This is a genomic window from Streptomyces sp. NPDC051561, from assembly GCF_044454195.1.
Lineage (GTDB): Bacteria > Actinomycetota > Actinomycetes > Streptomycetales > Streptomycetaceae > Streptomyces.
In genome coordinates, this window is the sequence record NZ_JBITDM010000019.1 from 79,709 (window position 1) to 105,596 (window position 25,888).

Genomic DNA, 25,888 nt, shown 5'->3' on the forward strand with positions numbered 1-25,888 from the left:
CGCCCGAGCACCCGCGCCACCATCCCGGCGGGCCACCCCTCCCCCGCCTCTCACTTGTGCTGTCCGTACCCCCGCAGCCGCTCCCCCACCTCCGCGAGCTGCTCCTCGGTGAGCAGGCTCGGGGAGCGGCCGGGGAGGGCGGAGGCGGTGAGCCACACGCGGCACATCCACTCCAGTTGCGCGGTGCGGTCGTAGGCCTGGTCGAGGGTGTCGCCGTAGGTGAGGGTTCCGTGGTTCCGCAGCAGGCAGCCGGTGCGGTCGCGCAACGCGCGCAGCGCATTCTCGGCCAACTCCTCGGTCCCGTACGTCGCATAGGGCGCCGTGCGTATCCGTCCCCCCATGGCGGCCGCCATGTAGTGGACCAGCGGCAGCCGGTCGACCAGGGTGGAGACGGCGGTGGCGTGCACGGCGTGGGTGTGCACGACCGCGCCCGCGCCGGTGTTGCGGTAGACGGCGAGGTGCAGGGGGAGTTCGCTGGTCGGGGTGAGGGTGCCGAGGATCTGACGGCCGTCGAGGCCGACGCCGACCGCGTCCTCGGGGCGCAGCCGGTCGTAGGGGACACCGCTCGGGGTGAGCAGGATCAGCGCGCCGACCCGTACCGACACATTGCCCGAGGTGCCGACGACCAGGCCGTCCGCCACCGATCTGCGGGCGGTCGCCACCAGGGCGCGCCAGGCCCGCTCCACCGCGTCCCGGGTGTCCCGCGCGGCCACCTCGCCCGCCGCGCCCGCCCCGTGGTCCGCGTCCGCCCCGTGGTCCGCGCCCGTCCCGTACGTCGCATCGCTCGTCATGGGCCGCATCCTGCCAGCCGGGCGGGGAACGGCCACCGGGCGCCGGGGCGGGCCGGGCGCGGGGCACTGTAGCCCGGAGGCAAAGGCTCCGTAAGTCCCTTTGACCCCGTGACTCCCGCCTGTGCCGGGGTTGGCCGGAGATTGCCCGGCTTCTGTGGATCTTCCAGTAGCGTCTGCCCAGATTTGTCATGCACGTAGCCATCGGGGGGAAACATGGCCCGTGACCACAAATCGTCCCTGCCCCGCGCCCGCCGCCGCGCGCTCGCCCTGTCGGCCGCCGCCGGCACCACCGCCGCACTGACCCTGGGGACGACGGTCCTGCTCAGCGGTACGACGCTCGCCGAGGCCGCGGCCAGGCCGCGCGGGCACGACGTGTCCAGTCACCAGAAGAACGTCGACTGGAAGAAGGCGAAGAAGAAGGGCGCGACCTTCGTCTACGTGAAGGCCACCGAGTCCCACACCTACCGCAATCCCCGCTTCTCCCCGCAGTACAACGGCTCCCGCCGGGCCGGCATCAAGCGCGGCGCCTACCACTTCGCCCTGCCGCACACCTCCTCCGGCCGGACCCAGGCCGCCTACTTCGTACGCAACGGGGGCGGTTGGCGCAACGACGGGTGGACCCTGCCGCCGGCCGTCGACCTGGAGAACAACCCGTACGGCAAGACCAACAAGAAGAACCGGTGCTACGGCCTCACACCGAACCGGATGGTGTCCTGGATCAGGTCCTTCAGCAACGAGGTGCGCCGCAGGACCGGCCACCGTCCCGTCATCTACACCACCGCTCTCTGGTGGAACCGGTGCACCGGGAAGAGCCGCGCCTTCGGCGGGACGCACGCGCTCTGGCTGGCCAGGTACAACGCCTCGCCGGGACCGCTGCCGGCCGGCTGGTCGTACTGGACGTTCTGGCAGTTCGACAACGCCGGGGGAGCACTTCCGGGTGACCAGAATCTCTTCAACGGGTCCCGCTCGCGGCTGAACGCCTTCGCGCGCCGTTGACGCCCCGGCAATAGCAACGCATCGCCGCCGTTCCGGTGAAACCGGAACGGCGGTACGGCGTTTCGGGTCACCAGGACGCCCTGCCCAGTTCATCTTCCGTTCACTCGGGTTGCCTACGTTCCTACAGCCACTGACCTCAAACGATTGCCTGGGTAAATGGAGAACATCACGCTGCTCCTCGGAGTCGTGATCGTCACCGCTCTCGTGTTCGACTTCACGAACGGTTTCCACGACACCGCCAACGCGATGGCCACCACCATCTCGACCGGCGCACTCAAGCCCAAGACGGCGGTGGCCATGTCCGCCGTGCTCAACCTCATTGGTGCTTTTCTCTCCGTCGAGGTCGCCAAGACGATCTCCGGTGGGCTCATCAACGAGAGCGGCATCACCACGGAAGTGATCTTCGCGGCGCTGGTCGGCGCGATCCTCTGGAACCTGTTGACCTGGCTGATCGGCCTGCCGTCCAGTTCCTCCCACGCACTCTTCGGCGGCCTCATCGGCGCCACCCTGATGTCGGCCGGCGCCTCCGGCGTGAACGGCAGCGTCGTCATCACCAAGGTCCTGCTGCCCGCCATCGCCGCCCCGATCGTGGCCGGCATCGCGGCGTACTTCGCCACCAGGCTCACCTTCAAGCTGGCGGGCCGGACCAGCGAGAAGTCCACCGCCAAGGGCTACCGGGCCGGTCAGATCGCCTCCGCCGGTCTGGTCTCGCTCGCCCACGGCACCAACGACGCACAGAAGACCATGGGTGTCATCACCCTGGCCCTGGTCACCGGCAATGTGCTCGCCCCGGGTGCCAACCCCCCGATGTGGGTCATCGTCTCGGCCGGTGTGGCCATCGCGCTCGGCACCTACCTCGGCGGCTGGCGCATCATCCGCACCATGGGCACCGGCCTCACCGACCTCAAGCCGCCGCAGGGCTTCGCCGCCCAGACCAGCGCCGCGACCGTCATCCTGGCCTCCTCGCACCTCGGCTTCTCGCTCTCCACCACCCAGGTCTGCTCCGGCTCCGTGATGGGCGCGGGCCTCGGCCGCAAGGGCGGCGTGGTCCGCTGGTCGACCGCGACCCGGATGTTCGTCGCCTGGGGTCTGACGCTGCCGGCCGCCGGTCTGGTGGCCGCCGCCGCCGAGTTCCTCACCGGGCAGGGCGCGTGGGGCGTCACCGCCACCGCGATCCTGCTGGTCGCGGGCTCCGCCGTGATCTGGACGCTGTCCCGCCGCAAGCCGGTCACCGCCGACGACCTCGACTCGACGCGGAGCGCCGGCACGCCCGACGAGCCCGCCGGCGTCGTCACCACCGCCATCGCGGCCGTTGCCGTGCCCCCGGCCGGTGTCCTGACCACCGACGACATAAAGGCCACCCTCCACTCCCCCACCGGGACCTCCGCCGAACCGGCCCGCCCGGCCGCCTCGGTCTGAGCAGCCAGGACTAGGAAGACGACGACATGAACATCGACTGGGCAGCTCTCGGCACCGTCTTCGGTGTCAGCCTCGTGGCCACCGTCGCCCTGGTGGGCCTGTTCACCCTCGGCATCGTGGGCCTCTCCAAGCAGGAGACGGCCGCCGCTTCCGGCGGCTCCGCGACCATGGCGCGCACCGGCGCGTACGCCTGCTTCGCACTGTGCGCGGCGGCGGTGACGTACGGGATCTACCTGATCGTCGCCTGACCCCGCACGTCCCGGCGGCCTCACAGAGCCCCGGGGTGCAACGGCTCCTCCGCCGTTGCACCCCGGGGCTCTCATCTTTGCGAGGTCTACGCCTAAGAGCGACACTCGGCCCACACCAGCAGGCGCGGTCCGGCCTCGTCGACGAGCAACGAGGTCACGCCGCCCACCAGCGTCACCAGCGCACCGCTGACGGCGCAGTACGTCACCCGGACCAGTACTCCGGGAAGCGGCTGCCGGCCCTCGCCCGCCACTCGTCCTTGCGCCCGGTCCCCCATCAGCCCCGCCTCCCGGCCTTCCGCGTCATTGCGGAAGGCATCGTTCCCCTCCTATGTCCCCTGACACGACCGCTGCGAGAAATCCGCACCAGGGTTGTCGTGACACAAGGAAGTCCCCCTCCTCCAGCCGCTGGGAGTCGCGCACTCTCACCCCCTCGGGGCGATAGGCCACTTCCACGCATTCACCGCCGTTGGAGGTGTAACTGCTCTTGAACCAGCGCCACTCGGGCAGGTCCCCATGGGCCACTCCGACCTCCTCCTGCACGAGAGCCGACTCACCGAGGCACCGACTGCCCACCTTTGCACCGTAGCGCCGCGCCGCACACGGGCGCAGGGTGCCGACGAGACCGGCCGCACCGGGTCGAATCCCGGTGGCAATCGCCCATCGCCGTTCCGTGCCGCTCTCCGGTTGTCGTGTTCCAGTCCAGAGAGGCCGAATAGTGACGCCTAGGCCTCTTCCGGCCCGTATCGGCCGGTCGGAGCGTCGATTCGGAGCAGACGTCGCCGCACCTCCCCGCGCCCCGGGCCGCGGAGCACTCCCGCAGGTCAACCCCAGGTTGACTGGTGTTCGCGGGGCGTGGTGGACTGCCCGAGCCAATACGGCGGCATGGAGAGGAAGCCGGTGCGAATCCGGCGCGGTCCCGCCACTGTCACGTGCGATGTTTCCCGTCGTCACGAAGCCAGGAACTCACCTCCGCTCGTCACGTCGAACCAGGGCGCGGACCCTGAGTTAAGGACACTTCGCCATGCCCGGCTGCGGTCCACGCGGTTCAGCTGTTCTGCCTGCCCAGGTCTTCGCGTACGGCGCGACCGCCGGACTCCTCGGCGACCTGTTGCTCGGCGACCCCCGACACGGCCACCCCGTCGCCGCTTTCGGACGGACCGCCGGTGCCGTCGAGCGGGTCCTGTGGCGCGACCACCGTGGGTGGGGCGCACTGCACACCCTCGTCTGTGCCGGTGGCGCCGCCGGTGCCGCCGCCCTGGCCGCGCGCGCCGTACGCCGTTCACCCGTCGCCTCCGTCGCGCTGACCGCCGCCGTCACCTGGTCGGTCGTCGGGGGTACGTCGCTGGGGCGCGAGGCCCACGCGCTCGGCGGGGCGCTCGCCGCCGGTGACCTGGAGGTGGCCCGGGAGCGGCTGCCGCATCTGTGCGGGCGGGACCCGCAGTCGCTGGACGGGCAGCAGATGGCGCGTGCGGTGGTGGAGTCGGTCGCCGAGAACACCTCGGACGCGGTGGTGGGCGCGCTGGTGTGGGGGGCGATCGGGGGTGTGCCGGGGCTGGTGGCGTTCCGGGCGGTGAACACACTGGACGCGATGGTCGGGCACAGGTCGGCGCGGTACCGGCGCTACGGGTGGGCCTCGGCCCGGCTGGACGATGTGGCGGGGTGGCCGGGGGCCCGGCTGACGGCGGCGCTCGCGGTGCTGGCCGGGGACGACACGCGGGGTGCGGTGCGGGCGTGGCGGGCGGACGCCGCCGCGCATCCGAGCCCCAACGCGGGTCCGGTCGAGGCGTCGTTCGCGGGGGCGCTCGGGGTGCGGCTGGGCGGAACGCTGTCGTACGCCGGGCGGGTGGAGCACCGGGCGGTGCTCAACGGTGAGTCGGGCCGCCCGGTCGAGGTGGCGGACATCGAGCGTGCGGTGCGGTTGTCGCGCCGGGTGAATCTGCTGGCGCTGGCCGTGTGTGCGGCCGGACGTCTGGCCGTCGGGCGGGCAGCCCGTGGCCGTACGAAGGGAACGAAGTCATGAGCGGTGGCGGGCTGTTGGTCGCGGGGACCACCTCGGACGCGGGCAAGAGCGTCGTCACGGCGGGGATCTGCCGGTGGCTGGTGCGCCAGGGGGTGAAGGTCGCCCCGTTCAAGGCGCAGAACATGTCGCTGAACTCGTTCGTGACGAGGGAGGGGGCGGAGATCGGGCGGGCCCAGGCGATGCAGGCGCAGGCGGCCCGGGTGGAGCCGACGGCGCTGATGAACCCGGTGCTGCTCAAGCCGGGCAGCGACAGATCCAGCCAGGTGGTGCTGCTGGGCAGGCCGGTGGGCGAGATGAGCGCGCGGGGCTTCTTCGGGACGGCGGGCAGTCCCGGGAGCGTGCGGGAGTTCGCCGGAGGGCATCGCGAGGCGCTGCTCGGCACGGTCACCGAGTGCCTGGCGGAGTTGCGCGGCCAGTACGACGCGGTGATCTGCGAGGGGGCCGGGAGCCCGGCGGAGATCAATCTGCGGCGCACCGACATCGTGAACATGGGGATCGCGCGGGCCGCCGACTTCCCGGTGGTGGTGGTCGGGGACATCGACCGGGGCGGGGTCTTCGCGTCGTTCTTCGGTACGACGGCACTGCTCGCCCGGGAGGACCAGCGGCTGGTCGCCGGGTACCTGGTGAACAAGTTCCGGGGTGATGTGTCGCTGCTGGAGCCCGGGCTGGACATGCTGGAGGGCCTCACCGGGCGGCGGACCTACGGGGTGCTGCCCTTCGCGCACGGGCTCGGCATCGACGAGGAGGACGGGCTGCGGGTCTCGTTGCGGGGCGCGGTCCGGGAGTCGGTGGTGGCGCCGCCGGTCGGCGAGGACGTGCTGCGGGTGGCGGTGTGCGCGGTGCCGCTGATGTCGAACTTCACCGATGTGGACGCGCTGGCCGCCGAGCCCGGGGTGGTGGTGCGGTTCGTGGACCGTGCCGAGGAGTTGGCGGACGCGGACCTGGTGGTGGTGCCGGGAACCCGGGGCACGGTGCGGGCGTTGGAATGGCTGAGGGAACGGGGGCTCGCCGAGGCGCTGACGCGGCGGGCCGCCGAGGGGCTGCCGGTGCTGGGGATCTGTGGTGGGTTCCAGCTGCTGGGCGAGCGGATCGAGGACGAGGTCGAGTCGCGGGCCGGGACGGTGGACGGTCTCGGTCTGCTGCCGGTGCGGGTGCGGTTCGCGCGCGAGAAGACCTTGGCGCGCCCCGTGGGTGAGGCGCTGGGCGAGGCCGTGGCGGGATACGAGATCCATCACGGTGTCGCGGAAGTGCTCGGCGGGGATCAGTTCATCTCTGACGGCAAGGGATACAGCCTGGACGGCTGCCGGGTGGGGTCGGTGTGGGGGACGCACTGGCACGGGTCGCTGGAGAGCGACGCGTTCCGGCGGGCGTTCCTGCGGGAGGTCGCGGCGGCTGCCGGCCGTCGCTTCGTACCCGCGCCCGACACCAGCTTCGAGACGTTGCGCGAGGAGCAGTTGGACAAGCTGGGCGACCTGATCGAGCAGCACGCCGACACCGACGCGCTCTGGCGGCTGATCGAGTCCGGCGTGCCGGCCGGGCTGCCGTTCGTACCGCCCGGGGCTCCGCAGTCATGAGCCACCCCACCCCCACCACCCGACGTCACTCCGCCCTCGCCATGGAGGTTTCATGAGTACGCCCTTCCCCTTTACCGCGATCGTCGGGCAGGACGACCTGCGGCTCGCGCTGCTGCTGAACGCCGTGTCGCCCGCCGTGGGCGGTGTGCTCGTCCGGGGTGAGAAGGGAACCGCGAAGTCCACCGCCGTGCGGGCACTCGCCGCGCTGATGCCAGAGGTGCCGGTGGTGCGGGAGTGCCGGTTCTCCTGTGATCCCGCGGCGCCCGACCCGGCGTGTCCCGACGGTCCGCACACCGCGGTGGCGGGCGTGTCGCGCGAGGCGCGGATGGTGGAGCTGCCGGTCGGCGCCTCCGAGGACCGCCTCGTCGGGGCGCTCGACATCGAGCGGGCGCTGAGCGAGGGCGTGAAGGCCTTCGAGCCGGGGCTGCTGGCCGACGCGCACCGGGGGATTCTCTACGTCGACGAGGTCAATCTCCTCCACGACCACCTGGTGGACCTCCTCCTGGACGCCGCCGCCATGGGCGCGTCGTACGTCGAGCGCGAGGGCGTCTCGGTGCGGCACGCCGCGCGCTTCCTGCTGGTCGGCACGATGAACCCGGAAGAGGGCGAGCTGCGGCCGCAGTTGCTCGACCGATTCGGCCTGACCGTCGAGGTGGCGGCCTCGCGGGACACCGATCTGCGGGTGGAGGTCGTACGGCGGCGGCTCGCGTACGACGACGACCCGGCCGCCTTCGCCGCGAAGTGGGCGGGCGCGGAGAGCGACCTGCGCGAGCGCATCGCGGCCGCCCGCGCCCTGCTCCCCCAGGTCCGCCTCGGTGACGACGCGCTCAGGCAGATCGCGGCGACCTGCGCGGCCTTCGAGGTCGACGGGATGCGGGCCGACATCGTGATGGCGCGCACGGCGACGGCGCTGGCCGCGTGGGCCGGGCGTACGGACGTACAGGAGGAGGATGTACGTCAGGCCGCGCTGCTCGCACTTCCGCACCGGCGGCGGCGCAATCCGTTCGACGCGCCGGGGCTGGACGAGGACAAGCTGGACGACACCCTGTCCGAGAACAGCCCGTCGGGCGAGGGTGACGAGGACCCGGAACCGGACGGTCCTGACGACGACGGCGGCCCCGACGGCGGGGGCCCCGGCGGCGGGCCGCAGCCCCCGCAGGACAACGGCCCCCAGGCCCACGACACGCCGCCCGGCGACGACGCACCCCAGGAGGACACGCCCGCCCCGCAGAACCCCGGGCAGGGCGCGCCCACCGGTGGCGGTGAGCAGAGCGCCGCGCCGGCCGCCGAGCCGTTCCGCACCAGGATGCTGAGCGTGCCGGGGCTGGGCGAGGGTGCCGCGGGCCGCCGTTCGCGCGCCCGTACCGAGCACGGCCGTACGACCGGGGCGGTACGCCCGCAGGGCGCCCTCACCCGACTGCACCTGGCCGCCACCGTGCATGCCGCGGCCCCGCACCAGCACGCGCGCGGGCGCACCGGGCGCGGCCTGGTCGTACGCCGTGACGATCTGCGGCAGGCGACCCGGGAGGGGCGCGAGGGAAACCTCGTCCTCTTCGTGGTGGACGCCTCCGGTTCGATGGCGGCCCGGCAGCGGATGAGCGCGGTGAAGGGCGCGGTGCTGTCGCTGCTGCTCGATGCCTACCAGCGCCGGGACAAGGTCGGTCTGGTCACCTTCCGGGGCAAGGAGGCCCAGGTAGCGCTGCCGCCGACCTCGTCGGTGGACGCGGCTGCCGCGCGCCTGGAGTCCCTGCCGACCGGTGGGCGCACCCCGCTGGCCGCCGGGCTGCTCAGGGCGCACGACGTACTGCGGGTGGAGCGGCTGCGGGACCCGTCGCGCAGGCCGCTGCTGGTCGTGGTCACGGACGGCCGGGCGACCGGCGGTCCGCAGCCCGTCGCGCTGGCCGGGCGGGCGGCGCGGCTGCACGCGGGCGAGGGGGTGGCCTCGGTGGTCGTGGACTGCGAGTCGGGCATGGTGCGGCTCGGCCTCGCGGGCGAGCTGGCACGGGAGTTGGGCGGCACCGCGGTGACGCTCGACGAGCTGCGGGCGGACTCGATCGCCGGGCTCGTCAAGGACGTACAGGGCAACTCGACCCGCTCGACCAGGAAGGCCGCTTAAATGCCGCAGGGACAGCCGGAATCCGTACCGGACGACGGGCTCACCACCCGCCAGCGCCGCAACAGGCCGCTGCTGATGGTGCACACCGGCATCGGCAAGGGGAAGTCGACCGCCGCGTTCGGGATGGCGCTCAGGGCCTGGAATCAGGGGTGGCCGATCGGGGTCTTCCAGTTCGTGAAGTCGGCGAAGTGGAAGGTCGGCGAGGAGAACGCGCTCAAGGCGCTCGGCGCGACCGGTGAGGGCGGCACGGTCGCCTGGCACAAGATGGGCGAGGGCTGGTCCTGGGTGCAGCGGGGCCTCCACGGCGACAACACGGACAACGAGGAGAAGGCCCGGGAGGGCTGGGAGCAGGTCAAGCGGGACCTGGCGGCCGAGACGTACAAGTTCTACGTGCTCGACGAGTTCGCCTACCCGCTGCACTGGGGGTGGATCGATGTGGAGGAGGTCGTACGGGTGCTCAGTGAGCGGCCCGGCACCCAGCACGTCGTGATCACCGGGCGGAACGCGCCGCAGGCGCTGCTGGACGCCGCCGACCTGGTGACCGACATGTCGAAGGTGAAGCACCCGATGGACGCGGGTCAGAAGGGGCAGCGGGGCATCGAGTGGTAGCACGCATCGTGGTGGCCGCGCCGTCGTCGGGGAGCGGGAAGACCACCGTCGCGACGGGGCTGATGGCTGCCTTCGCCGGGCGCGGGCTGGCTGTCTCGCCGCACAAGGTGGGGCCGGACTACATCGATCCGGGGTACCACTCGCTGGCGACGGGGCGGCCGGGGCGGAACCTGGACGCGTACCTCTGCGGGCCGGGGATGGTCGAGCCGCTGTTCGAGCACGGGGCGGCGGGGTGTGACCTGGCCATCGTCGAGGGTGTGATGGGGCTGTACGACGGGGCCGCCGGGCAGGGGGAGCTGGCCTCCACCGCTCAGGTGTCCAAGCTGCTGCGGGCGCCGGTGGTGCTGGTGGTGGACGGGTCGTCGCAGTCGCGGTCGGTGGCGGCGCTGGTGCACGGTTTCGCGTCCTGGGATCCGGAGGTGCGGATCGGGGGCGTGATGTTGAACAAGGTGGGTTCGGACCGGCACGAGGAGCTGCTGCGGGAGGCGTTGGAGGGGTCGGGGGTGCCGGTGCTCGGTGTGCTCCGGCGGGTCAGGCAGGTGCGGACGCCTTCGCGGCATCTGGGGCTGGTGCCGGTGGCCGAGCGGCAGGCGGAGGCGGTCGAGGCGGTCGCCGCGCTGGCCGAGCAGGTGCGGGCGGGGGTGGACCTGGAGGCGGTGCTCTCCCTGGCGCGGAGCGCGCCGGAGAGGGGGGTCGCGGCGTGGGATCCGGCGACGCAGACACCGGGCGGTGCGGTGGACCTGGGCGGGGTGAGTGCGGCCGCGTGCGGCCGTCCCGTGGTGGCCGTCGCCGCCGGGCCCGCGTTCACCTTCTCGTACGCCGAGCACGCGGAACTGCTCTCTGCCGCCGGGGCCGACGTCGTACCGTTCGACCCTCTCCACGACGAGCAGCTCCCGGACGGAACACGGGGGCTGGTGATCGGTGGCGGGTTTCCCGAGGTGTACGCACCCGAGCTGTCCGCCAATGAACCGCTCCGGAAGGCCGTGGCGGAGCTGGCACTGTCGGGCGCGCCCGTCGCCGCCGAGTGCGCGGGCCTGCTGTACCTGGCCCGGTCGCTGGACGGACAGCCGATGTGCGCGGTGCTGGACGCCGAGGCCCGGATGTCGGAGAAGCTGACGCTCGGGTACCGGGAGGCCGTCGCGATCGGCGACAGTGCGCTCGCCGGGGCCGGGACCCGGCTGCGCGGGCACGAGTTCCACCGGACGGTGATCGAGCCTGGCTCCGGGGCCGCCCCTGCCTGGGGATTCACCCACCCTCAGCGCCGGGTCGAGGGCTTCGTACAGGGCAACGTGCACGCCAGCTATCTGCACACCCACTGGGCCGCGGCCCCGCAGATGGCGTACCGGTTCGTGGCACGGTGCGCGCGCTCGTGACGAGGTACCCGTCGAGTTCCTCCTCCGCGAGGACTCACCCCGTGAGGACGCACCCCGTGAGGACGTGCGCGGCGCCCGTGTCCGGATCCCGGGGCTCACTCCGCGATCCCCACCACCAGCCAGATGAATCCCGCACCCGCCGCCGTGCACAGCAGGGTGCTCCGGGACGGGTGGTCGTGGTGGGCCTCGGGCAGGATCTCGGCCGCCGCCAGGTAGAGCAGTACGCCGCCGAAGAAGCCGAGATAGCAGCCGAGGAGTTCGGCCGGGAGGGTGAACAGGAGAGTGGACGCGGCGCCGGCCACCGGGGCGATCGCGTCGGCGAACAGCATCGCGACGGCCTTCCGGCGGGCGTTTCCGTACAGGCTGGTCAGGGTGTAGGTGTTGAAGCCGTCGGCGAAGTCGTGGGCGATGACCGCGATCGCCACGGCGAGGCCCATGCCGCCGCCCACCTGGAAGGCCGCGCCGATCGCGATGCCGTCCATCACGCTGTGGCCGACCATGGCGGCGGCCGCGGTGAGCCCCACCTCGGGGACCCGTTCGCCCTGGACCGCCCCGTGCGCGGCCTGGCGGGCGGCCAGCAGGTGCTCCGCCACGTGCGCGGCCAGGAACCCGCCGACGAACAGCAGCAGGGCCGCCGGTACGCCGAAGACCGCGTTGCCCGCGGCCTCCAGGGCCTCCGGCAGCAGATCCAGGCCGACGACGCCGAGCATCAGCCCGCCGGCCAGGCCCAGCACGAGGTGCCGCCGGTCGGTGACCCGCTGGGCGACCCAGCCACCGGCGAGCGTCATCAGGAACGCGCCGAGCGCGACGAAGACCGCCATGTGCCCTTGCTAGCCGATGGGGGTGGGGGCCCGCACCTCGGAATGGGCCGACTCGCCGTGTGCGGGGGCGCCCGGTGAGCGCGCTCGTGGTGGGGGTCGGGGCCTGCGAGGACGCGCCCGTCGAGGAGCTGTACGAGCTGATCGTGGCCGCGCTCGCGGAGGGCGGTCTGGCGCTCGGCTCGGTGGCTTCGCTGGCGACCGTGGACGTCAAGGCGCGGGAGCGGGCGATCGTGGAGTGCGCGCGGCGGCTCGGGGTGCCGGTGCTGGCGTACGGGCCCGGCCGGCTGGCCTCGGTGACGGTGCCGCACCCGTCGGGGCGGGCCCTGCGCGCGGTCGGTACGCCGTCGGTGGCGGAGGCCGCGGCACTGGTCGGCGCGGGCGCCGGAAGCGAACTCCTCGTACCCAAGCGGAAGTCGAGCCCCGCCGGGCGGCCGGCCATGGCGACGTGCGCGGTGGCCCGGGCGTACGAGGGCAAGGGACCTCGGGCGTACGAGGCCGAGGGACTGCCCCGGGCGTACGAGGCCGAGGGATAGCGGAACGATGGAAGCGGAATCAGTGGTCACTCTCACCGCACACGACCTGCGCCACCACGGCGACGCCGAGGTGAGGGGCGCCGACCCCGGCCTGGTGGACCTCGCGGTCAACGTCCGGTCGCACACTCCCCCGCACTGGCTGAAGGAGCGGATCGCCGCGTCCCTGGACACCCTGGCGGCCTATCCGGACGGCCGGGCTGCGCGGGCTGCGGTGGCGGCCCGGCACGGGCTGCCGGTGGAGCGGGTGCTGCTGACGGCGGGGGCCGCGGAGGCCTTCGTGCTGATCGCGCGGGCGGTGACGGCCCGTCGGCCCGTGGTCGTACACCCGCAGTTCACCGAGCCCGAGGCGGCGCTGCGGGATGCGGGGCACGAGGTGGGGCGGGTGCTGTTGCGGGCGGCCGAGGGGTTCCGGCTGGATCCCGGGGCGGTGCCGGAGGAGGCCGACCTGGTGGTGATCGGCAATCCCACCAATCCGACCTCGGTACTGCATCCGGCGGTCGCGATCGCTCAACTCGCCCGGCCTTGGCGGACGTTGGTGGTGGACGAGGCATTCATGGACGCGGTGCCCGGTGAGCCGGAGGCCCTGGCCGGACGGACGGACGTACCTGGGCTGATCGTGTTGCGGAGCCTGACCAAGACGTGGGGGCTGGCGGGGCTGCGGATCGGATATCTGACCGCCGCGCCGGAGACGGTGGCGCTGCTGGAGCGGGCTCAGCCGCTGTGGCCGGTGTCCACGCCCGCGCTGGTGGCGGCGGAGGCGTGTGTGTCACCCCGGGCGCTGGCGGAGGCGGCGGCGGCGGCCCGGTCGATCGAGGCGGACCGGGTCCATCTGCTGGCGGGGCTGGCGGAGTTGGGGGGCGTGGAGGTGGTGGAGGAGTCCCGCGCTTCCTTCGTACTGATACGGCTCGACGGGGCGAGGGACGTGCGGGAGCGGCTGCGGGCGGCCGGGTTCGCCGTACGGCGCGGGGACACGTTTCCGGGGCTCGACGAGGGCTGGCTGCGGGTGGCGGTCCGGGACCGGGCGACGACGGACGGATTCCTGCGGGAGCTGCGGGAAGCCCTGCGGTGACCTCCCGCACGGGGCACCGGGAGCTTCGGGGACTCCGGGAGCCTCAGGTGCGCCAGGTGCGCCAGGTGCGCCAGGTGCGCCTGCAACACCCCTAGCAGCCCCCCGCCTCCCCCTCCTCCCCCGCCAGCGGGCACAGGTTCCCCTGGACCTTCTCCAACAGCCTGAGCAGCTCCGCGCGTTCCGTATCGTCCAGCCCGGCCAGGGTGGTGTCCTCCAGCTCCACCCAGGCCTCCTGCACCTGCTCGCGCAGCACACCGCTCTCCTCGGTGGCCTCCACCAGGGACGCCCTGCGGTCCTTCGGGTCGGGGCAGCGGCGGACGTGACCCGCCTGCTCCAGGCGCTGGAGGGACTTGGTGACGGTGGAGGGGTCGAGGCCGACGGCCTTGATCAGGTCGGACTGGCGGACGGGCCCCGCCTCCCACAGGCGCATCATCACGAACTCCTGGCCCGGATAGAGGCCCACGCAGCGCAGCACCCGCCCGGCCGTGATCCGGTGCAGGCGGGCCACCACGGACAGGGAGTGGCTGACCGGGCCTCCGACAGTCAGGCCGGGACAGGCGGGTTCGTGCGTCATGGTCGGTCCTCGGGTTCGGGTACGAGGGCGCTCGCGCGCCCCACTCCACTGTCGGCCCCTCGGCGGGAGCCGTCGGCCCCCTGGCGGGAGTCGTCGTCCACAGTTTCATCCCACTTTAACTTGGTCGGCCAATTAATCCGCTACAGTGAGGCCATCGGAAGATAGTTGGCCGACCAACCTTTACGTTGTCCTGGGGGCATCCACCATGACCAGCACCGCTTTCCAGCCCTTCGAGCTCGCCGGCACCACCCTCGCCAACCGCATCGCGATGGCCCCGATGACCCGGAGCCGGGCGGGTGCGGGCGGGGTGCCGACCGAGCTGGTGGCCGAGTACTACGCACAGCGCGCCTCGGCCGGACTGATCATCACCGAGGGGGTCCAGCCGTCCGTGACGGGCCAGGGATACCCGTTCACCCCGGGCCTGCACAGCGCGGAGCAGGTCGCCGGGTGGCGGAAGGTCACCGACGCCGTGCACGCGGCGGGTGGCGTGATCTTCGCGCAGCTCATGCACGGGGGCCGGATCGGCCACCCCTCCCTGCTGCCCGACGGGCTGACCCCAGTCGCTCCGTCGGCCGTGACCCCGGCCGGGCAGCTGTTCACGGAGGGCGGCCCGGTGGACTTCACCGAGCCCCGCGAGCTGACCGCCGAGGAGATCGGGGAGACGGTGGAGGACTTCGCGCGCGCCGCCCGCAACGCCGTGGACGCCGGCTTCGACGGGGTCGAACTGCACGGCGCCAACGGGTACCTGATCCACCAGTTCCTGTCCGCCAACGCCAACCTGCGCACCGACGAGTGGGGCGGCACCCCGCAGAACCGCGCCCGGTTCGCCGTCGAGGCCGTCAGGGCGGTCGCCGCCGAGATCGGCGCGGAGCGCACCGCGATACGCCTCTCCCCCGGCAACCCGTACAACGACATCACCGAGCACGCGAGCGACATCCCCGAGGTGTACGCCGCCGTGGTCGAGGCCATCGAGCCGCTGGGCCTCGCCTATCTGCACCTCCTGGAGGGCGCCCCGGAGCACCGGGAGTACAGCGCGGCACTCCGGGAGAAGTTCTCCGGGACGTACGTCCTCAACCCGTTCACCGAGGGGCCGACCGACCACCGCGCGCTCGGCCTGATCGCGGACGGCACGGCGGACGTGCTGGCGTTCGGCGCACTGTTCCTGGCCAATCCGGACCTGCCCGCCCGGCTGGTCACCGAGGGCCCGTACAACGCCCCTGACCCGGCCACCTTCTTCGGCGGCACGGAGAAGGGCTTCACCGACTATCCGGCGCTCGGCAAGTAGGTGCGGGTACGGGCGGGGCGGGGCCTCCACCAAGGAGGTCCCGCCCCGCCCGTACCCGCACCCCGGCTACTGGACCGGGGTGAAATCCCGCGCTCCGATGAAGTCCGGGCGCGGCACCGGTGCCGCGAACGGCTCGACCGCCGTGTTCTCCACGCTGTTGAAGACGATGAAGACATTGCTGCGGGCGTACGGCGTGATGTTGTCGCCGGAGCCGTGCATGCAGTTGCAGTCGAACCAGGTCGCCGAGCCGGCCCGCCCGGTGAAGAGCTTGATGCCGTGCGCGTCGGACATCCGGGTCAGCGCCTCGTCGGAGGGGATGCCCGCGTCCTGCATCTGGAGCGACTTCTTGTAGTTGTCCTTCGGCGTCTCGCCCGCGCACCCGAGGAAGTGCTTGTGCGAGCCGGGCATGATCATCAGCCCGCCGTTGGTGTCGAGGTTCTCCGTCAGCGCGATGGAGACCGACACGGTCCGCATGTTCGGCAGACCGTCCTCGGCGTGCCAGGTCTCGAAGTCCGAGTGCCAGTAGAACCCGGAGGCGCCGAAGCCCGGCTTGACGTTGATCCGCGACTGGTGGACATAGACGTCCGAGCCGAGGATCTGGCGGGCCCTGCCGACCACCCGCGGGTCGCGCACCAACTGGGCGAAGACGGTGCTCAGCTTGTGCACCTCGAAGACCGACCGAACGCTCTGGGACTTGGGCTCGATGATGGAGCGCTCGTCCGCGCGCACTGCCGGGTCCGTGACCAGACGCTCCAACTCGGCCCGGTACAGGGCGACCTCGTCGTCCGCGATGAGCTGGTCGACGGCCAGGAAGCCGTCCCGTTCGAAGCCCGCCAGGTCGTCGGCGGCGATCGGCCCGGTGGCGCCGGGGGCCGACCAGACGACCGGGTCCTGGCGCGGGGTGGTCACTTCGACCGCGCCGCGCGTGGGATAGAGGTCACCGATGGCGGAACCCGCGGGGTTCGTCGTGACGTCGATCATGGTTCAGGCCTCCTCGGTCAGCAGCGGGTAAACGCCGTTCTCATCGTGGTCCTCCCGTCCGGTGACGGGGGGGTTGAAGACGCACACGCACCGGAAGTCGGTCTTGGGGCGCATGGTGTGGCGCTCGTGGCCGTCCAGCAGATACATGGTGCCGGGTTCGATCCAGTGCGTCTCGCCCGTTTCGTCGTTGGTCAGTTCCGCCTCGCCCTCGACGCAGAGCACGGCCTCGATGTGGTTCGCGTACCACATCTGGGTCTCCGTACCCGCGTAGAGGGTGGTCTCGTGGAGGGAGAAGCCGACCTTTTCCTTGGCGAGCACGATGCGCTTGCTCTCCCAGGTGCCGGTCTTCGCCTTCACATGGCGGTCGGTTCCTTCGATGTCCTTGAACGAGCGGACAATCACGGTGACTTGGGCCTTTCTCTCAACTACGGATACAGCAAAGGGCGGTGGGGGGGCGCACCGGGCGCCCCCGCACCGGGGCCGGCGTCAGGCGGTCTCGCGCACCGCGCGCGCCAGGATGCGCAGGCCCTCGTCCAGCTCGTCGGCGGAGATGGTGAGTGCGGGAAGCAGCTTCACGACCTCGCTCTGCGGGCCGGAGGTCTCCAGCAGCATGCCGAGCTCGAAGGCACGGCGGCAGACCGCGGTGGCGCGGTCCTTGTCGGTGAACTCGATGCCCCAGACCAGGCCGCGGCCGCGGAAGCTCACGCCGGCCTCGGCGTTCTCGTCGGCGATGGCGAGCAGGGCACGCTCGACGAGTTCGCCGCGGGCCTCGGTCTGCTTCTCCATCTGGCCGTCGGCCCAGTAGGCGTTGAGCGCGGCGGCGGCGGTGACGAAGGCGGGGTTGTTGCCGCGGAAGGTGCCGTTGTGCTCGCCCGGCTCCCAGACGTCGAGCTCCGGCTTGAACAGGCAGAGCGACATCGGCAGGCCGTAACCGCTGATCGACTTGGAGAGGGTGACGATGTCCGGCGTGATGCCCGCCTCCTCGAAGGAGAAGAACGAGCCGGTGCGGCCGCAGCCCATCTGGATGTCGTCGACGATCAGCAGCATGTCCTGGCGGTGGCACAGTTCCTGCAGCGCGCGCAGCCACTCGGCGCGGGCCACGTTGATGCCGCCCTCGCCCTGCACGGTCTCCACGATCACCGCGGCGGGCTTGTTGAGGCCCGAGCCCTGGTCCTCCAGGAGACGCTCGAACCAGAGGAAGTCCGGGACCTGGCCGTCGAAGTAGTTGTCGAACGGCATCGGGGTGCCGTGCACCAGGGGGATGCCCGCGCCGGCCCGCTTGAAGGCGTTGCCGGTGACGGCGAGCGAGCCCAGCGACATGCCGTGGAAGGCGTTGGTGAAGGAGACGACCGACTCACGGCCCTTGACCTTGCGGGCCAGCTTCAGCGCGGACTCGACCGCGTTGGTGCCCGTCGGGCCGGGGAACATCACCTTGTACGGCAGGTCGCGGGGCCGCAGGATCACGTTCTGGAAGGTCTCCAGGAACGCGCGCTTGGCGGTCGTCGCCATGTCCAGGCCGTGGGTGACGCCGTCGCGCTCGATGTAGTCGATCAACGCGCGTTTCAGGACCGGGTTGTTGTGCCCGTAGTTCAGCGAGCCCGCGCCCGCGAAGAAGTCGAGGTAGGTGTGACCGTCCTCGTCGAACATGCGCGAGCCCTGCGCGCGGTCGAACACGGCGGGCCAGCTGCGGCAGTAGCTCCGGACCTCGGACTCAAGGGTTTCGAAGACACTCAGTGCGGGGGGCGTGATGGTCACAGCGATCTCCTGGGATGGGGAGAGGGCGGATGTACGTATGCGTCGTGCGTCGCGGCGCGGCGTGAATGCGCCTGCCGCGGTACGAAGTCGGGAGTGCGGCGTCCGCGTCAGCGGGCCGCGACCGGACTGATCCGGTACAGCACCTCCGGCAGATGCGCGTCGCCGGAGTCCGCCGGGAACAGCGCCCCGTCGAAGAGCACCTCCCGGTTCAGCTCGGCGCCGCGCCGCTCCGCGTAGGAGGTGAACAACCGGTCGGACGGGACGTTGTCCGGGGTCACGGTCGTTTCCACGGTGGTGACGCCGTGGCTGGCGGCGACCTTGGTGGTCAGCGCGTCGAGCAGGGTGCCGGCCAGGCCCCGGCCGCGGTGGGCGTCGTCGACGGCCACCTGCCAGACGACCAGCGTCTCGGGGCGCTCCGGGCGGACGTAGCCGGTGATGAAGGCGATCGGGTCGCCACCTGGCCGGTCGCGGGCGACCACCGAGGTCGTCGCGAAGTCGCGACACCACAGGAGGTAGCTGTACGAGGAGTTCAGGTCCAGGACCTTGGAGTCGCGGGCAATGCGCCAGATCGCAGCTCCATCCTCCACTCGTGGGCTGTCGATCTCCAAAACTGACGTGGTTACTGGGTCTGCTTGTGCGGCAGTCATGTCGATGAAATTTACCGAGCAAATTCAAAAAATGCATGGAGGGCCAGGGTTGGCCAAAATGGCTTCACGTGTTATCGCGCGAGCGCGAGCTGCTGGTGAACCGGTCGCGAATGAAGCCGATTTGCCCGGTAATTTCCGGGCAAATCTCTTTGCATGTGGGGTCGGTCACACACTCGAAACGCCGTCGAACCCCCTACGAAACCTTGGCGTTTAGGCTCGGGAAGAGCGGGCATAAGAGAACGGGAAGCTGCGGTGAATAAGCAGCTTCCCGTTCTCTGTGAATTCCGGGGAATGCTCTGCATTCCCCTTGTTAATTCTCTTCGAATTATTCGGCGGGCCAGGTTTCCGTCACGGCACTCCGGGCAGAAGCGAGGTCCGCGCCCGGCGCACCGAGTTCCTCCAGGGCTCCGGCGAGTGCCGTCAGCGAGGCGAGGACAGCCTTGCGGGTCGCGTCCCGGCCGTAGTGGTTCACCCGGATCATCTCCTTGGCGAGCGCACCCCCGCCCGCGATCAGCGGCGCGGACGGGTCGAGCGCGAGAGCCGCGGCGACCACCGCGGAGGCGTCGGGGCCCCCGGTCACCCGGAGCGTGGTGGCGACCGGCGCCGCGTCCCCGGCCTCGTACACGAACGGTTCGATGCCGCCGCCCAGCGCGAGAGCGCCGGCCCGGGTCGCCGCGGCCGCCCTGGCGTGCCGCGCCGTGAGTGTGTCGATGCCTTCGGACTCGATCGCCTCCAGGCAGGCGTCCAGCGCCAGCATCTCCCACTGCGCCGGGGCGAACATCAGGGCCTTGCGGCCGCCGTCGATCCACCGCTGCTTCCAGTCGAGCAGCGAGAGGTACGAGGCCCTGGGCGCGTCCGGGTTGGCGGCGAACCGCTCCCAGGCGCGCGCGCTCACCGACACCGCGGAGACCCCGGCAGGGCCGCCCATCGCCTTCTGCGCGCCGATGATGCACATGTCGACGCCCCACGCGTCGGGCAGCACCGGCTCGGCGCCGATCGAGGCGACCGCGTCCAGGTAGAACAACGCCCCGTGCGCACGCACCACTTCGCCGATCTCGGCGACCGGGTTGGTGTTGCCGGTGGCCGCCTCGGCGTGCACCAGCGACACGAAGTCGATCCCGGGGTGGGTGGCCAGCGCGTCGGCGACCTGTGCCGCGGTGACCGCGGTGTGGAACGGCACGGCCAGGTCGATCACGGTGGCGCCGCAGTCGCGCAGCCAGTTGCCGAAGGTCTGGCCGTAGGGCCCGGTGACGATGTTCAGCGCGGTCGAGCCCCGGGGGGCACCGGCCCTGATGCAGCCCTCCAGCGGCAGCAGCGCCTCGCCCTGCATGATCACCACGTCCTGCTCGGTACGGAGCAGCGCGGCGACCCGGTCCTCGATGCGGGCGAAGTCGGCGGCGGTCACCGGGGGCGGGTCGAGCAGCGGATGCCGCGGGGGCGTCTCGGCGGCATCGGTCACGTCGGCCACGTCATTCACGTCGGTCACATCGGTCACGGGAGAGCTCTCTTCGGATCAGTGTTCGGTGCTACCGGCCGAGGGTAGCCCGCCGCTCGTACAGTGCTGGGCATGAGCGATCACGAGGTGCTGCACGTGAAGGGGCGGGTACTGGCCGGGCCCGAGGACGTACGCGACGAACTCTGGGCGGTGGACGGGCGCATCACCTACGAGCGGCCGCCCGGCAGTGGCTTCGCGGAGGTCGAGGGATGGACGCTGCCCGGTCTGGTCGACGCGCACTGCCATGTGGGGCTCGACGGGCACGGAGCGGTGGACGCGGAGACCAGCGAGAAGCAGGCGCTGACCGACCGGGGCGCGGGAACCCTGCTGATCAGGGACGCGGGCTCGGCGGCCGACACCCGGTGGATCGACGCCAGGGAGGACCTGCCGAAGATCATCCGCGCCGGTCGGCACATCGCCCGCACCCGCCGCTACATCCGCAATTACGCGCACGAGATCGAGCCCGGGGATCTGGTGGCGTACGTGGCGGCCGAGGCGCGGCGCAGCGACGGCTGGGTCAAGCTGGTCGGCGACTGGATCGACCGGGAGGCCGGGGACCTGACCCCGTGCTGGCCGCGTGGCGAGGTCGGGGCGGCGATCGCGGAGGCGCACCGGCTGGGGGCGCGGGTGACCGCGCACTGCTTCGCCGAGGACTCGTTGCGGGACCTGGTGGAGGCGGGCATCGACTGCGTCGAGCATGCGACGGGGCTGACCGAGGACACCATTCCGCTCTTCGCCGAGCGGGGGGTGGCGATCGTGCCGACGCTGGTGAACATCGCGACGTTCCCGCATCTCGCGGACGGCGGCGAGGCGAAGTTCCCGCAGTGGTCGGCGCACATGCGCAAGTTGCACGCCCGTCGGTACGACACGGTGCGCGCGGCGTACGACGCGGGCATCCCGATCTTCGTCGGGACCGACGCGGGCGGCTCGCTGGCGCACGGTCTGGTGGCGGAGGAGGTCGCCGAACTGGTGAGGGCCGGGATTCCGGTGGGTGACGCGCTGAACTCCACGGCGTGGGGGGCCAGGAAGTGGCTGGGGCGGCCGGGTCTGGAGGAGGGGGCTCCGGCGGATCTGGTGGTGTACGAGGCGGACCCGAGGGCGGATGTACGGGTGCTGGGGGCGCCTCTCCATGTGGTGCTGAACGGGCGGGTGGTGGGGTGAGGGGGCTCCGGGTGGGGGGCGTGGGGTTGACCAGGGGGTGACTCCGGGGCGGCGCCGGTCGTTGAGCTTCTTCATGGGTACGCCCCCTGGCGCGGGTGACGGATGGGGCTGCGGGGAACACCCGTGCCGGAAGATCCGAACATGAGGTCGAAAACCCCCCTTTGGGGTGAACTCACGCCGGGTGCCTGTTCATTCACCCTCAGTGCGTAAAGATTTCGGTGTCCCGGTCGTCGGCAGCACCCACGGTGTCCCCCGTGGCGGGTGCCCTGCGACCTCGCTCTCCTGTGGGGGTTCCACCACCTTGAACAGCTCTCTCTTCCGCATGCCCGCACGCCGTTCGCTCGCCTCCGCGGCGGCGCTCGCACTGGCGGCCGGACCGCTGGCGCTGCTGACCGCGGGACCGGCCGCCGCCACTCCCCCGCCGTCCCCCTCCTCCCCCGGGAAGGCCAACGCGGCGGTACTGCGGGCCGGGCTCGACGTGTCCCTGTTGAACAAGACGGTGAACGTCCCCGTACGAACCTCGCTCAACGAGGTGCAGGCACCCGCGAGTGCCGCCCGCACGGCGCTGACCGTGACGCTGGACGGGGTCGAGAAGGGGCGGCCGGTGTCCCTGCTGCGGGCGGACGTCGCCACCGCGAGGGCGACGGTGGAGGGCGACCGCGCCGAGGGGCGCTCGGAGTTGGCCCACGCCAAGGTGCATGTCCCGGGTCTGCCGCTGCTCTCCCTCATCGAGGTGGAGAAGGTCACCTCCAAGGCAGTGTGCGTGGCGGGGGCGCGGCCGGAGGCGGAGGCGAATGCGCTGGGGCGGGTGACGGTGCTGGGCAAGCGGGTGACGCTGACGGCGGGCGGGGTGACGAGGGTCGCCGTGCCGGCCGTGGGCGAGGTTTCGCTGACCTTCTCCAAGCGGGACACCACGTCGCGGACGGCGGCCGCGGCGGCGCTGGAACTGAAGGTGTCGGTGAATCCGCTGAAGCTGAACGTGGCGGAGGTGGAGGGGGTCGTGACGTTGGCGGAGGCGGGGTGCACGGTGCCGGAGGTGCGGACGGTGGGGTCGGCGCCGGAGGCTGCCGAGCCTGCGGGGGTGAAGCCGCAGACGGCGGGCGTGGTGAAGACGGAGCCGGTGGGTGAGAAGGTCAACTTGGCGGAGACCGGAGGGAGTTCGGCGACGCCGTATCTGGTGGGGGGTGGGGCGGTGCTGTTGGTGGCGGGGGCCGGGGCTGTGGTGGTGGCGCGGAGGGCGCGGGCGTAACGGGAGGGGGGGCGGGTGAGCCGGGGGCGAGGGGTGCGACTCCGTGGGGGGCCGCCCCCTTCCCCGGGGGGCGGCCCCGCCGCCCAAGCGGGCTACCAGGGGTGGGAGAAGCAGGCGGACCCGCCGCCCAACGGGGCTACCAGGGGTGGGAGAAGCAGGCGGCCCCGTCGCCCAAGTGGGCTGGGGTAACGGGAGGGGGGCCGGGGGCGAGGGGTGCGACTCCGTGGGGGGCGGAGTCAGCCCAGTACGGTGTCGGTCGAAGGGACCGTGGTGGCGGCGGCCGGGATGGTGACCTTTACCGGCTTGCCCAGGTCGGTCAGGGTGAGGGTGTTGATGGAGGACATCTCGCCCTCGAACTTCATCGCGAGGCGGATCTGCCGGGTCCGTCCCTGCGGGTCGACCCATACCTCGGCCGTCACCGGGAGGTCCCTGCCCAGCATGTCGCGCAGCTTGCCGATCTTCCCGCGCTGCTCCGCCTCCATGTCCAGCGTGAGCGCGTCGTGGGGCAGCGCGCCGCTGTAGCGCACCGCCCGGATTCCGCCCAGCGACTCCTCACCGGCCTTGCGGAACTCCTTGACCATGGCGGTCTGCCGCAGCGTGTACTCGGGGTCGTTCGCCGGGGCCCTGAGCAGGTGGCGGGCCTTGACCTCGGAGCGCCGGACCGCGGACCACTCCCTCGTCTCCTCGCCCGCCGTACCGCGCAGATAGACCTTCCGACCGTCGAAGACCTCCTCGAACCGGGCCGCCGTCGCCAGGGTCACGGTCGTCCGGCCCCGGTCCTGCGCGAAGTCGTACGCCCCGTTGCCGCTGATGACGTAGGTGGGACCGCCGGCCTGGCTCAACTCCGTCTTCTGCGCGGTACGGGCCGTGCTGCGGCCGGTGGCGTCCAGGGCCGCCCGTACCGTCCGCGTGTGGTCGACGCCCGGCGAGGCCACCGGCTCGTCCGGCGCGGCGGCATCCGCGCCGCCCGGGGCCGACTCGGGGCCGCAGCCCACGCACACCAGAGCAACGGGCAGGGCGAACAGGGGCAGGGCACGGCGCAGCACGGCAGGACTCCAGGGCGGTCAACGGCAGGATCATGCGCCCAATGCGTCACGTCTTCTGCGATCGGCCAGCATATATGTGCGTTTTCGATGGAGGCCGGTCAGTCGGTGCCGAGTGCCGCGACCAGGCGCTCGACGTCCGCCTTCTCGTTGTACAGGTGGAACGACGCCCGCAGATTGCCCGCGCGGGCCGAGACCCTGATGCCCGCTTCGGCCAGTCGCTCGGCGCGGTCGCCGAGGCCGGGGACCGCGACGATCACCGAGCCCGGGGCGTCGATGGGCAGGTGCCCCTGGGAGGCCAGAGCGGCCCGCAGCTGGTCCGCCAGTGCCAGGTTGTGTGCGCGGACCTTCTGGAGGCCGGTGGCTTCCAGAAGGGCGAGCGAGTGCACCGCGGCCTCGTAACCGAGGAAGGGGACCGAGGCGTCGAAGCGGCGTGCGGAGTGGGCGAACTCGGTGACCGGGCCGTAGGTGCTGCCCCAGGCGTCCTCCGCGGCCAGCCACCCCGCCTGCACCGGAAGCGTGTACTCCTGCGCCGCCTCGGAAACCGTCAGGAAGGACACCCCGCGCGGGCACATCAGGTACTTGTAGGCCGCGGCCACCGTGTAGTCGTAGTCCCCGGCGGAGGTCGCCAGCCAGCCCGCGGACTGCGACAGGTCGACCAGGGTGCGCGCGCCGTGCGCGGCGGCGGCCGCCCGTATCGCCGTGTCGTCGGCGAGGCGGCCGTCCGCCGACTGGACGGCCGACCAGGCCACCAGTGCGGTTTCCGGGCGCACCTCGGCGGCCAGGTCCTCCAGTGGGACGTAGCGCACCTTCAGTTCGCTGCGCAGCGCGAAGGGGGTGACGAGAGAGGAGAACTCACCCTCGGGGACGAGGACTTCGGAGCCGGCGGGCAGTGCGCCCGCGATGACCGACACATGGACGGAGACCGCGGTGCCGAGTGCGACGCGCTCCGCGGGCACCGACATCAGCCGCCCGTAGGCCGCGCGGGCCAGCTCGAAGGTCTCGAAGGTGCCGGGGCTGGGGGTGGTGCCGGTGGCGCTCAGTTCGACGAGTGCGCGGACCGCTTCCACCGCCCGGCGCGGCAGCAGGCCGTACGAGGAGGTGTTCAGGTACGTCGCCTGCGGAGCGAACGCGCCGGGAGCCAGGCCCTGGAGGGGAGAAGTCGTCATGCGGCAACTGTGCCGCGCGCGTCAACTCCCCGTCCACAGCGCCTCGCTACGCGCAGTTGCCGTCCACGTCGCAGGTCGCGCCGTCGGCCGAGTCCGCGGACGCGAGGGTGGTCAGCGGGGCGCGGTCCTTCCACGCCTGCTCCAGTGCCTGGGTGAACACCTCGGCGGGCTGGCCGCCGGAGATGCCGTACCGGCGGTCCAGGACGAAGAACGGCACGCCGTTCGCGCCCAGCTCGGCGGCCTCCCGCTCGTCCGCGCGGACCTCCTCGGCGTACGCGGCCGGGTCGGCGAGCACCGCACGCGTCTCGGCCTCGTCCAGGCCGGCCCGCACCGCGAGGCCGACCAGCACCTCGTCGTCGAAGACGGAGGTCTCCTCGGCGAAGTTCGCCCGGTAGGCGAGGTCGAGCAGCTCACTCTGCACACCGTGGGCCTTGGCCAGGTGCAGGACGCGGTGGATGTCGAAGGTGGAACCGTTGTCCCTGCCCTCCACGCGGTAGCCGAGACCCTCGGCGTGCGCGTTGCCCGCGACGGTCTCCTCCATGGCCTGCGCCTGCTCGCGGGTCCGCCCGTACTTCTCGGCCAGCAGCTCCACGACCGGCACGACATCGCCCTTGGCCCGGCCGGGGTCCAGCTCGAAGGAGCGGTGCACCACCTCGACGTCCGAGCGGTGCGCGAACGCCTCCAGGCCCTTCTCGAAGCGGGCCTTGCCGACGTAGCACCAGGGGCAGGCGATGTCGGACCAGATTTCCACGCGCAGCGGCGCGGGGGCGGGCGTAGCCATGGGGTTTCTTCTCTCGGGTCTCTCGGATCACACAAGTACAAGCGTCAACGAAGGGGCAACGAAGCAGGCCCGCCATCCATTCCCGCGGCCTGCATCTCCGGCCCCCTCTCCCCCGCACGGCCTTGATCTCCCCCGCGCGGCGGAGCCGGATCGTCGGCAGGCAGGAGGTACCGCGGCCC

At 71.9% G+C, this 25,888-nt stretch carries 26 protein-coding genes and 1 riboswitch; of the genes, 13 read left to right on the top strand and 13 right to left on the bottom strand.

The window, feature by feature from the left end; translation table 11 throughout:
- Positions 1–50: 50 nt before the first annotated feature.
- On the bottom strand, positions 51–791 hold the full coding sequence (locus ACIA73_RS31635) for a class II aldolase/adducin family protein (RefSeq protein WP_399442301.1): 741 nt from the start codon (positions 789–791) through the stop codon (positions 51–53).
- Between the two features lie 213 nt (positions 792–1,004).
- Here ACIA73_RS31635 and ACIA73_RS31640 point away from each other — a divergent pair, with 213 nt between their 5' ends.
- The 3 genes from ACIA73_RS31640 (at position 1,005) to ACIA73_RS31650 (ending at position 3,454) form a co-directional block, all read left to right on the top strand.
- Positions 1,005–1,787 carry a lysozyme gene (locus ACIA73_RS31640; RefSeq protein WP_399442302.1) on the top strand — a complete coding sequence of 261 codons (783 nt, stop codon included), beginning with the start codon at positions 1,005–1,007 and terminating at the stop codon, positions 1,785–1,787.
- A gap of 156 nt (positions 1,788–1,943) precedes the next feature.
- A complete protein-coding gene (locus ACIA73_RS31645) occupies positions 1,944–3,206 on the top strand; it encodes an anion permease (RefSeq protein WP_399442303.1) in 1,263 nt (420 codons plus the stop codon).
- A gap of 26 nt (positions 3,207–3,232) precedes the next feature.
- Entirely contained in the window at positions 3,233–3,454 is a 222-nt protein-coding gene (locus tag ACIA73_RS31650; RefSeq protein WP_399442304.1) for a hypothetical protein, read from the top strand.
- Positions 3,455–3,546: 92 nt separating this feature from the next.
- On the opposite strand, the gene ACIA73_RS31655 is transcribed toward ACIA73_RS31650, so the two are convergent.
- Entirely contained in the window at positions 3,547–3,729 is a 183-nt protein-coding gene (locus ACIA73_RS31655; protein WP_399442305.1) for a hypothetical protein, read from the bottom strand.
- A gap of 25 nt (positions 3,730–3,754) precedes the next feature.
- Positions 3,755–4,027 carry a DUF397 domain-containing protein gene (locus ACIA73_RS31660; protein WP_399442306.1) on the bottom strand — a complete coding sequence of 91 codons (273 nt, stop codon included), beginning with the start codon at positions 4,025–4,027 and terminating at the stop codon, positions 3,755–3,757.
- A 266-nt stretch (positions 4,028–4,293) separates the two neighbouring features.
- A riboswitch (cobalamin riboswitch) is annotated at positions 4,294–4,440 on the top strand.
- 35 nt (positions 4,441–4,475) lie between these two features.
- Between ACIA73_RS31660 and ACIA73_RS31665 the strand changes: the two genes are divergently transcribed.
- Genes ACIA73_RS31665 through ACIA73_RS31685 form a run of 5 tightly spaced genes read left to right on the top strand, consistent with a single transcriptional unit; the run spans position 4,476 to position 11,146 of the window.
- Positions 4,476–5,474 carry a cobalamin biosynthesis protein gene (locus ACIA73_RS31665; protein ID WP_399442307.1) on the top strand — a complete coding sequence of 333 codons (999 nt, stop codon included), beginning with the start codon at positions 4,476–4,478 and terminating at the stop codon, positions 5,472–5,474.
- Positions 5,471–7,048, top strand: a complete 1,578-nt coding sequence (locus ACIA73_RS31670; protein WP_399442308.1) for a cobyric acid synthase — start codon at positions 5,471–5,473, stop codon at positions 7,046–7,048. Before ACIA73_RS31665 ends, ACIA73_RS31670 begins: the two co-directional genes overlap by 4 nt.
- Positions 7,049–7,100: 52 nt before the next feature.
- Complete coding sequence (locus ACIA73_RS31675; protein WP_399442310.1) at positions 7,101–9,164, top strand: putative cobaltochelatase; 2,064 nt, start codon at positions 7,101–7,103, stop codon at positions 9,162–9,164.
- Positions 9,165–9,773 (top strand): cob(I)yrinic acid a,c-diamide adenosyltransferase, encoded by a 609-nt coding sequence (gene cobO / locus ACIA73_RS31680; protein ID WP_399442311.1) that lies wholly within the window; start codon positions 9,165–9,167, stop codon positions 9,771–9,773.
- On the top strand, positions 9,767–11,146 hold the full coding sequence (locus ACIA73_RS31685; RefSeq protein WP_399442312.1) for a cobyrinate a,c-diamide synthase: 1,380 nt from the start codon (positions 9,767–9,769) through the stop codon (positions 11,144–11,146). The genes cobO and ACIA73_RS31685 overlap by 7 nt, the downstream gene beginning before the upstream one ends.
- Before the next feature lie 95 nt (positions 11,147–11,241).
- Here ACIA73_RS31685 and ACIA73_RS31690 read toward each other — a convergent pair whose 3' ends face one another.
- Positions 11,242–11,967 (bottom strand): ZIP family metal transporter, encoded by a 726-nt coding sequence (locus ACIA73_RS31690; protein ID WP_399442313.1) that lies wholly within the window; start codon positions 11,965–11,967, stop codon positions 11,242–11,244.
- Positions 11,968–12,041: 74 nt separating this feature from the next.
- Here ACIA73_RS31690 and ACIA73_RS31695 point away from each other — a divergent pair, with 74 nt between their 5' ends.
- Both ACIA73_RS31695 and cobC read left to right on the top strand, forming a co-directional pair.
- Positions 12,042–12,500, top strand: a complete 459-nt coding sequence (locus ACIA73_RS31695; RefSeq protein WP_399442314.1) for a cobalamin biosynthesis protein — start codon at positions 12,042–12,044, stop codon at positions 12,498–12,500.
- 7 nt (positions 12,501–12,507) lie between these two features.
- Entirely contained in the window at positions 12,508–13,569 is a 1,062-nt protein-coding gene (gene cobC, locus ACIA73_RS31700; protein ID WP_399442315.1) for an Rv2231c family pyridoxal phosphate-dependent protein CobC, read from the top strand.
- 91 nt (positions 13,570–13,660) lie between these two features.
- On the opposite strand, the gene ACIA73_RS31705 is transcribed toward cobC, so the two are convergent.
- Entirely contained in the window at positions 13,661–14,143 is a 483-nt protein-coding gene (locus tag ACIA73_RS31705; RefSeq protein WP_399442316.1) for a MarR family winged helix-turn-helix transcriptional regulator, read from the bottom strand.
- 205 nt (positions 14,144–14,348) lie between these two features.
- Between ACIA73_RS31705 and ACIA73_RS31710 the strand changes: the two genes are divergently transcribed.
- Complete coding sequence (locus ACIA73_RS31710; protein WP_399442317.1) at positions 14,349–15,428, top strand: alkene reductase; 1,080 nt, start codon at positions 14,349–14,351, stop codon at positions 15,426–15,428.
- Positions 15,429–15,494: 66 nt separating this feature from the next.
- Here the strand turns inward: ACIA73_RS31710 and thpD are convergent, their stop codons facing one another.
- The 5 genes from thpD to ACIA73_RS31735 form a co-directional block, all read right to left on the bottom strand.
- Positions 15,495–16,409, bottom strand: a complete 915-nt coding sequence (thpD, locus tag ACIA73_RS31715) for an ectoine hydroxylase (RefSeq protein WP_399442318.1) — start codon at positions 16,407–16,409, stop codon at positions 15,495–15,497.
- 3 nt (positions 16,410–16,412) lie between these two features.
- The gene (locus ACIA73_RS31720; protein WP_362415251.1) at positions 16,413–16,811 is read right to left on the bottom strand and encodes an ectoine synthase; all 399 of its coding nucleotides are present in this window, start codon (positions 16,809–16,811) and stop codon (positions 16,413–16,415) included.
- 84 nt (positions 16,812–16,895) lie between these two features.
- Positions 16,896–18,164: a diaminobutyrate--2-oxoglutarate transaminase gene (gene ectB / locus ACIA73_RS31725; protein WP_399442319.1), complete on the bottom strand. Its 1,269-nt coding sequence runs from the start codon at positions 18,162–18,164 to the stop codon at positions 16,896–16,898.
- 107 nt (positions 18,165–18,271) lie between these two features.
- Positions 18,272–18,811 carry a diaminobutyrate acetyltransferase gene (ectA, locus tag ACIA73_RS31730; protein WP_399442320.1) on the bottom strand — a complete coding sequence of 180 codons (540 nt, stop codon included), beginning with the start codon at positions 18,809–18,811 and terminating at the stop codon, positions 18,272–18,274.
- A gap of 325 nt (positions 18,812–19,136) precedes the next feature.
- Positions 19,137–20,297: a pyridoxal-phosphate-dependent aminotransferase family protein gene (locus ACIA73_RS31735; RefSeq protein ID WP_399442378.1), complete on the bottom strand. Its 1,161-nt coding sequence runs from the start codon at positions 20,295–20,297 to the stop codon at positions 19,137–19,139.
- A gap of 81 nt (positions 20,298–20,378) precedes the next feature.
- Here ACIA73_RS31735 and ACIA73_RS31740 point away from each other — a divergent pair, with 81 nt between their 5' ends.
- Together ACIA73_RS31740 and ACIA73_RS31745 are read left to right on the top strand one after the other, a co-directional pair.
- On the top strand, positions 20,379–21,467 hold the full coding sequence (locus ACIA73_RS31740; RefSeq protein WP_399442321.1) for an amidohydrolase family protein: 1,089 nt from the start codon (positions 20,379–20,381) through the stop codon (positions 21,465–21,467).
- A gap of 322 nt (positions 21,468–21,789) precedes the next feature.
- Complete coding sequence (locus tag ACIA73_RS31745; RefSeq protein ID WP_399442322.1) at positions 21,790–22,716, top strand: SCO1860 family LAETG-anchored protein; 927 nt, start codon at positions 21,790–21,792, stop codon at positions 22,714–22,716.
- Positions 22,717–22,952: 236 nt separating this feature from the next.
- Here the strand turns inward: ACIA73_RS31745 and ACIA73_RS31750 are convergent, their stop codons facing one another.
- From ACIA73_RS31750 to ACIA73_RS31760, 3 genes are all read right to left on the bottom strand, one after another.
- Positions 22,953–23,762: a hypothetical protein gene (locus ACIA73_RS31750; RefSeq protein WP_399442323.1), complete on the bottom strand. Its 810-nt coding sequence runs from the start codon at positions 23,760–23,762 to the stop codon at positions 22,953–22,955.
- Between the two features lie 98 nt (positions 23,763–23,860).
- Positions 23,861–24,928 (bottom strand): aminotransferase class V-fold PLP-dependent enzyme, encoded by a 1,068-nt coding sequence (locus tag ACIA73_RS31755; RefSeq protein WP_399442324.1) that lies wholly within the window; start codon positions 24,926–24,928, stop codon positions 23,861–23,863.
- A 46-nt stretch (positions 24,929–24,974) separates the two neighbouring features.
- Entirely contained in the window at positions 24,975–25,685 is a 711-nt protein-coding gene (locus ACIA73_RS31760; protein WP_399442379.1) for a DsbA family oxidoreductase, read from the bottom strand.
- Positions 25,686–25,888: the final 203 nt, after the last annotated feature.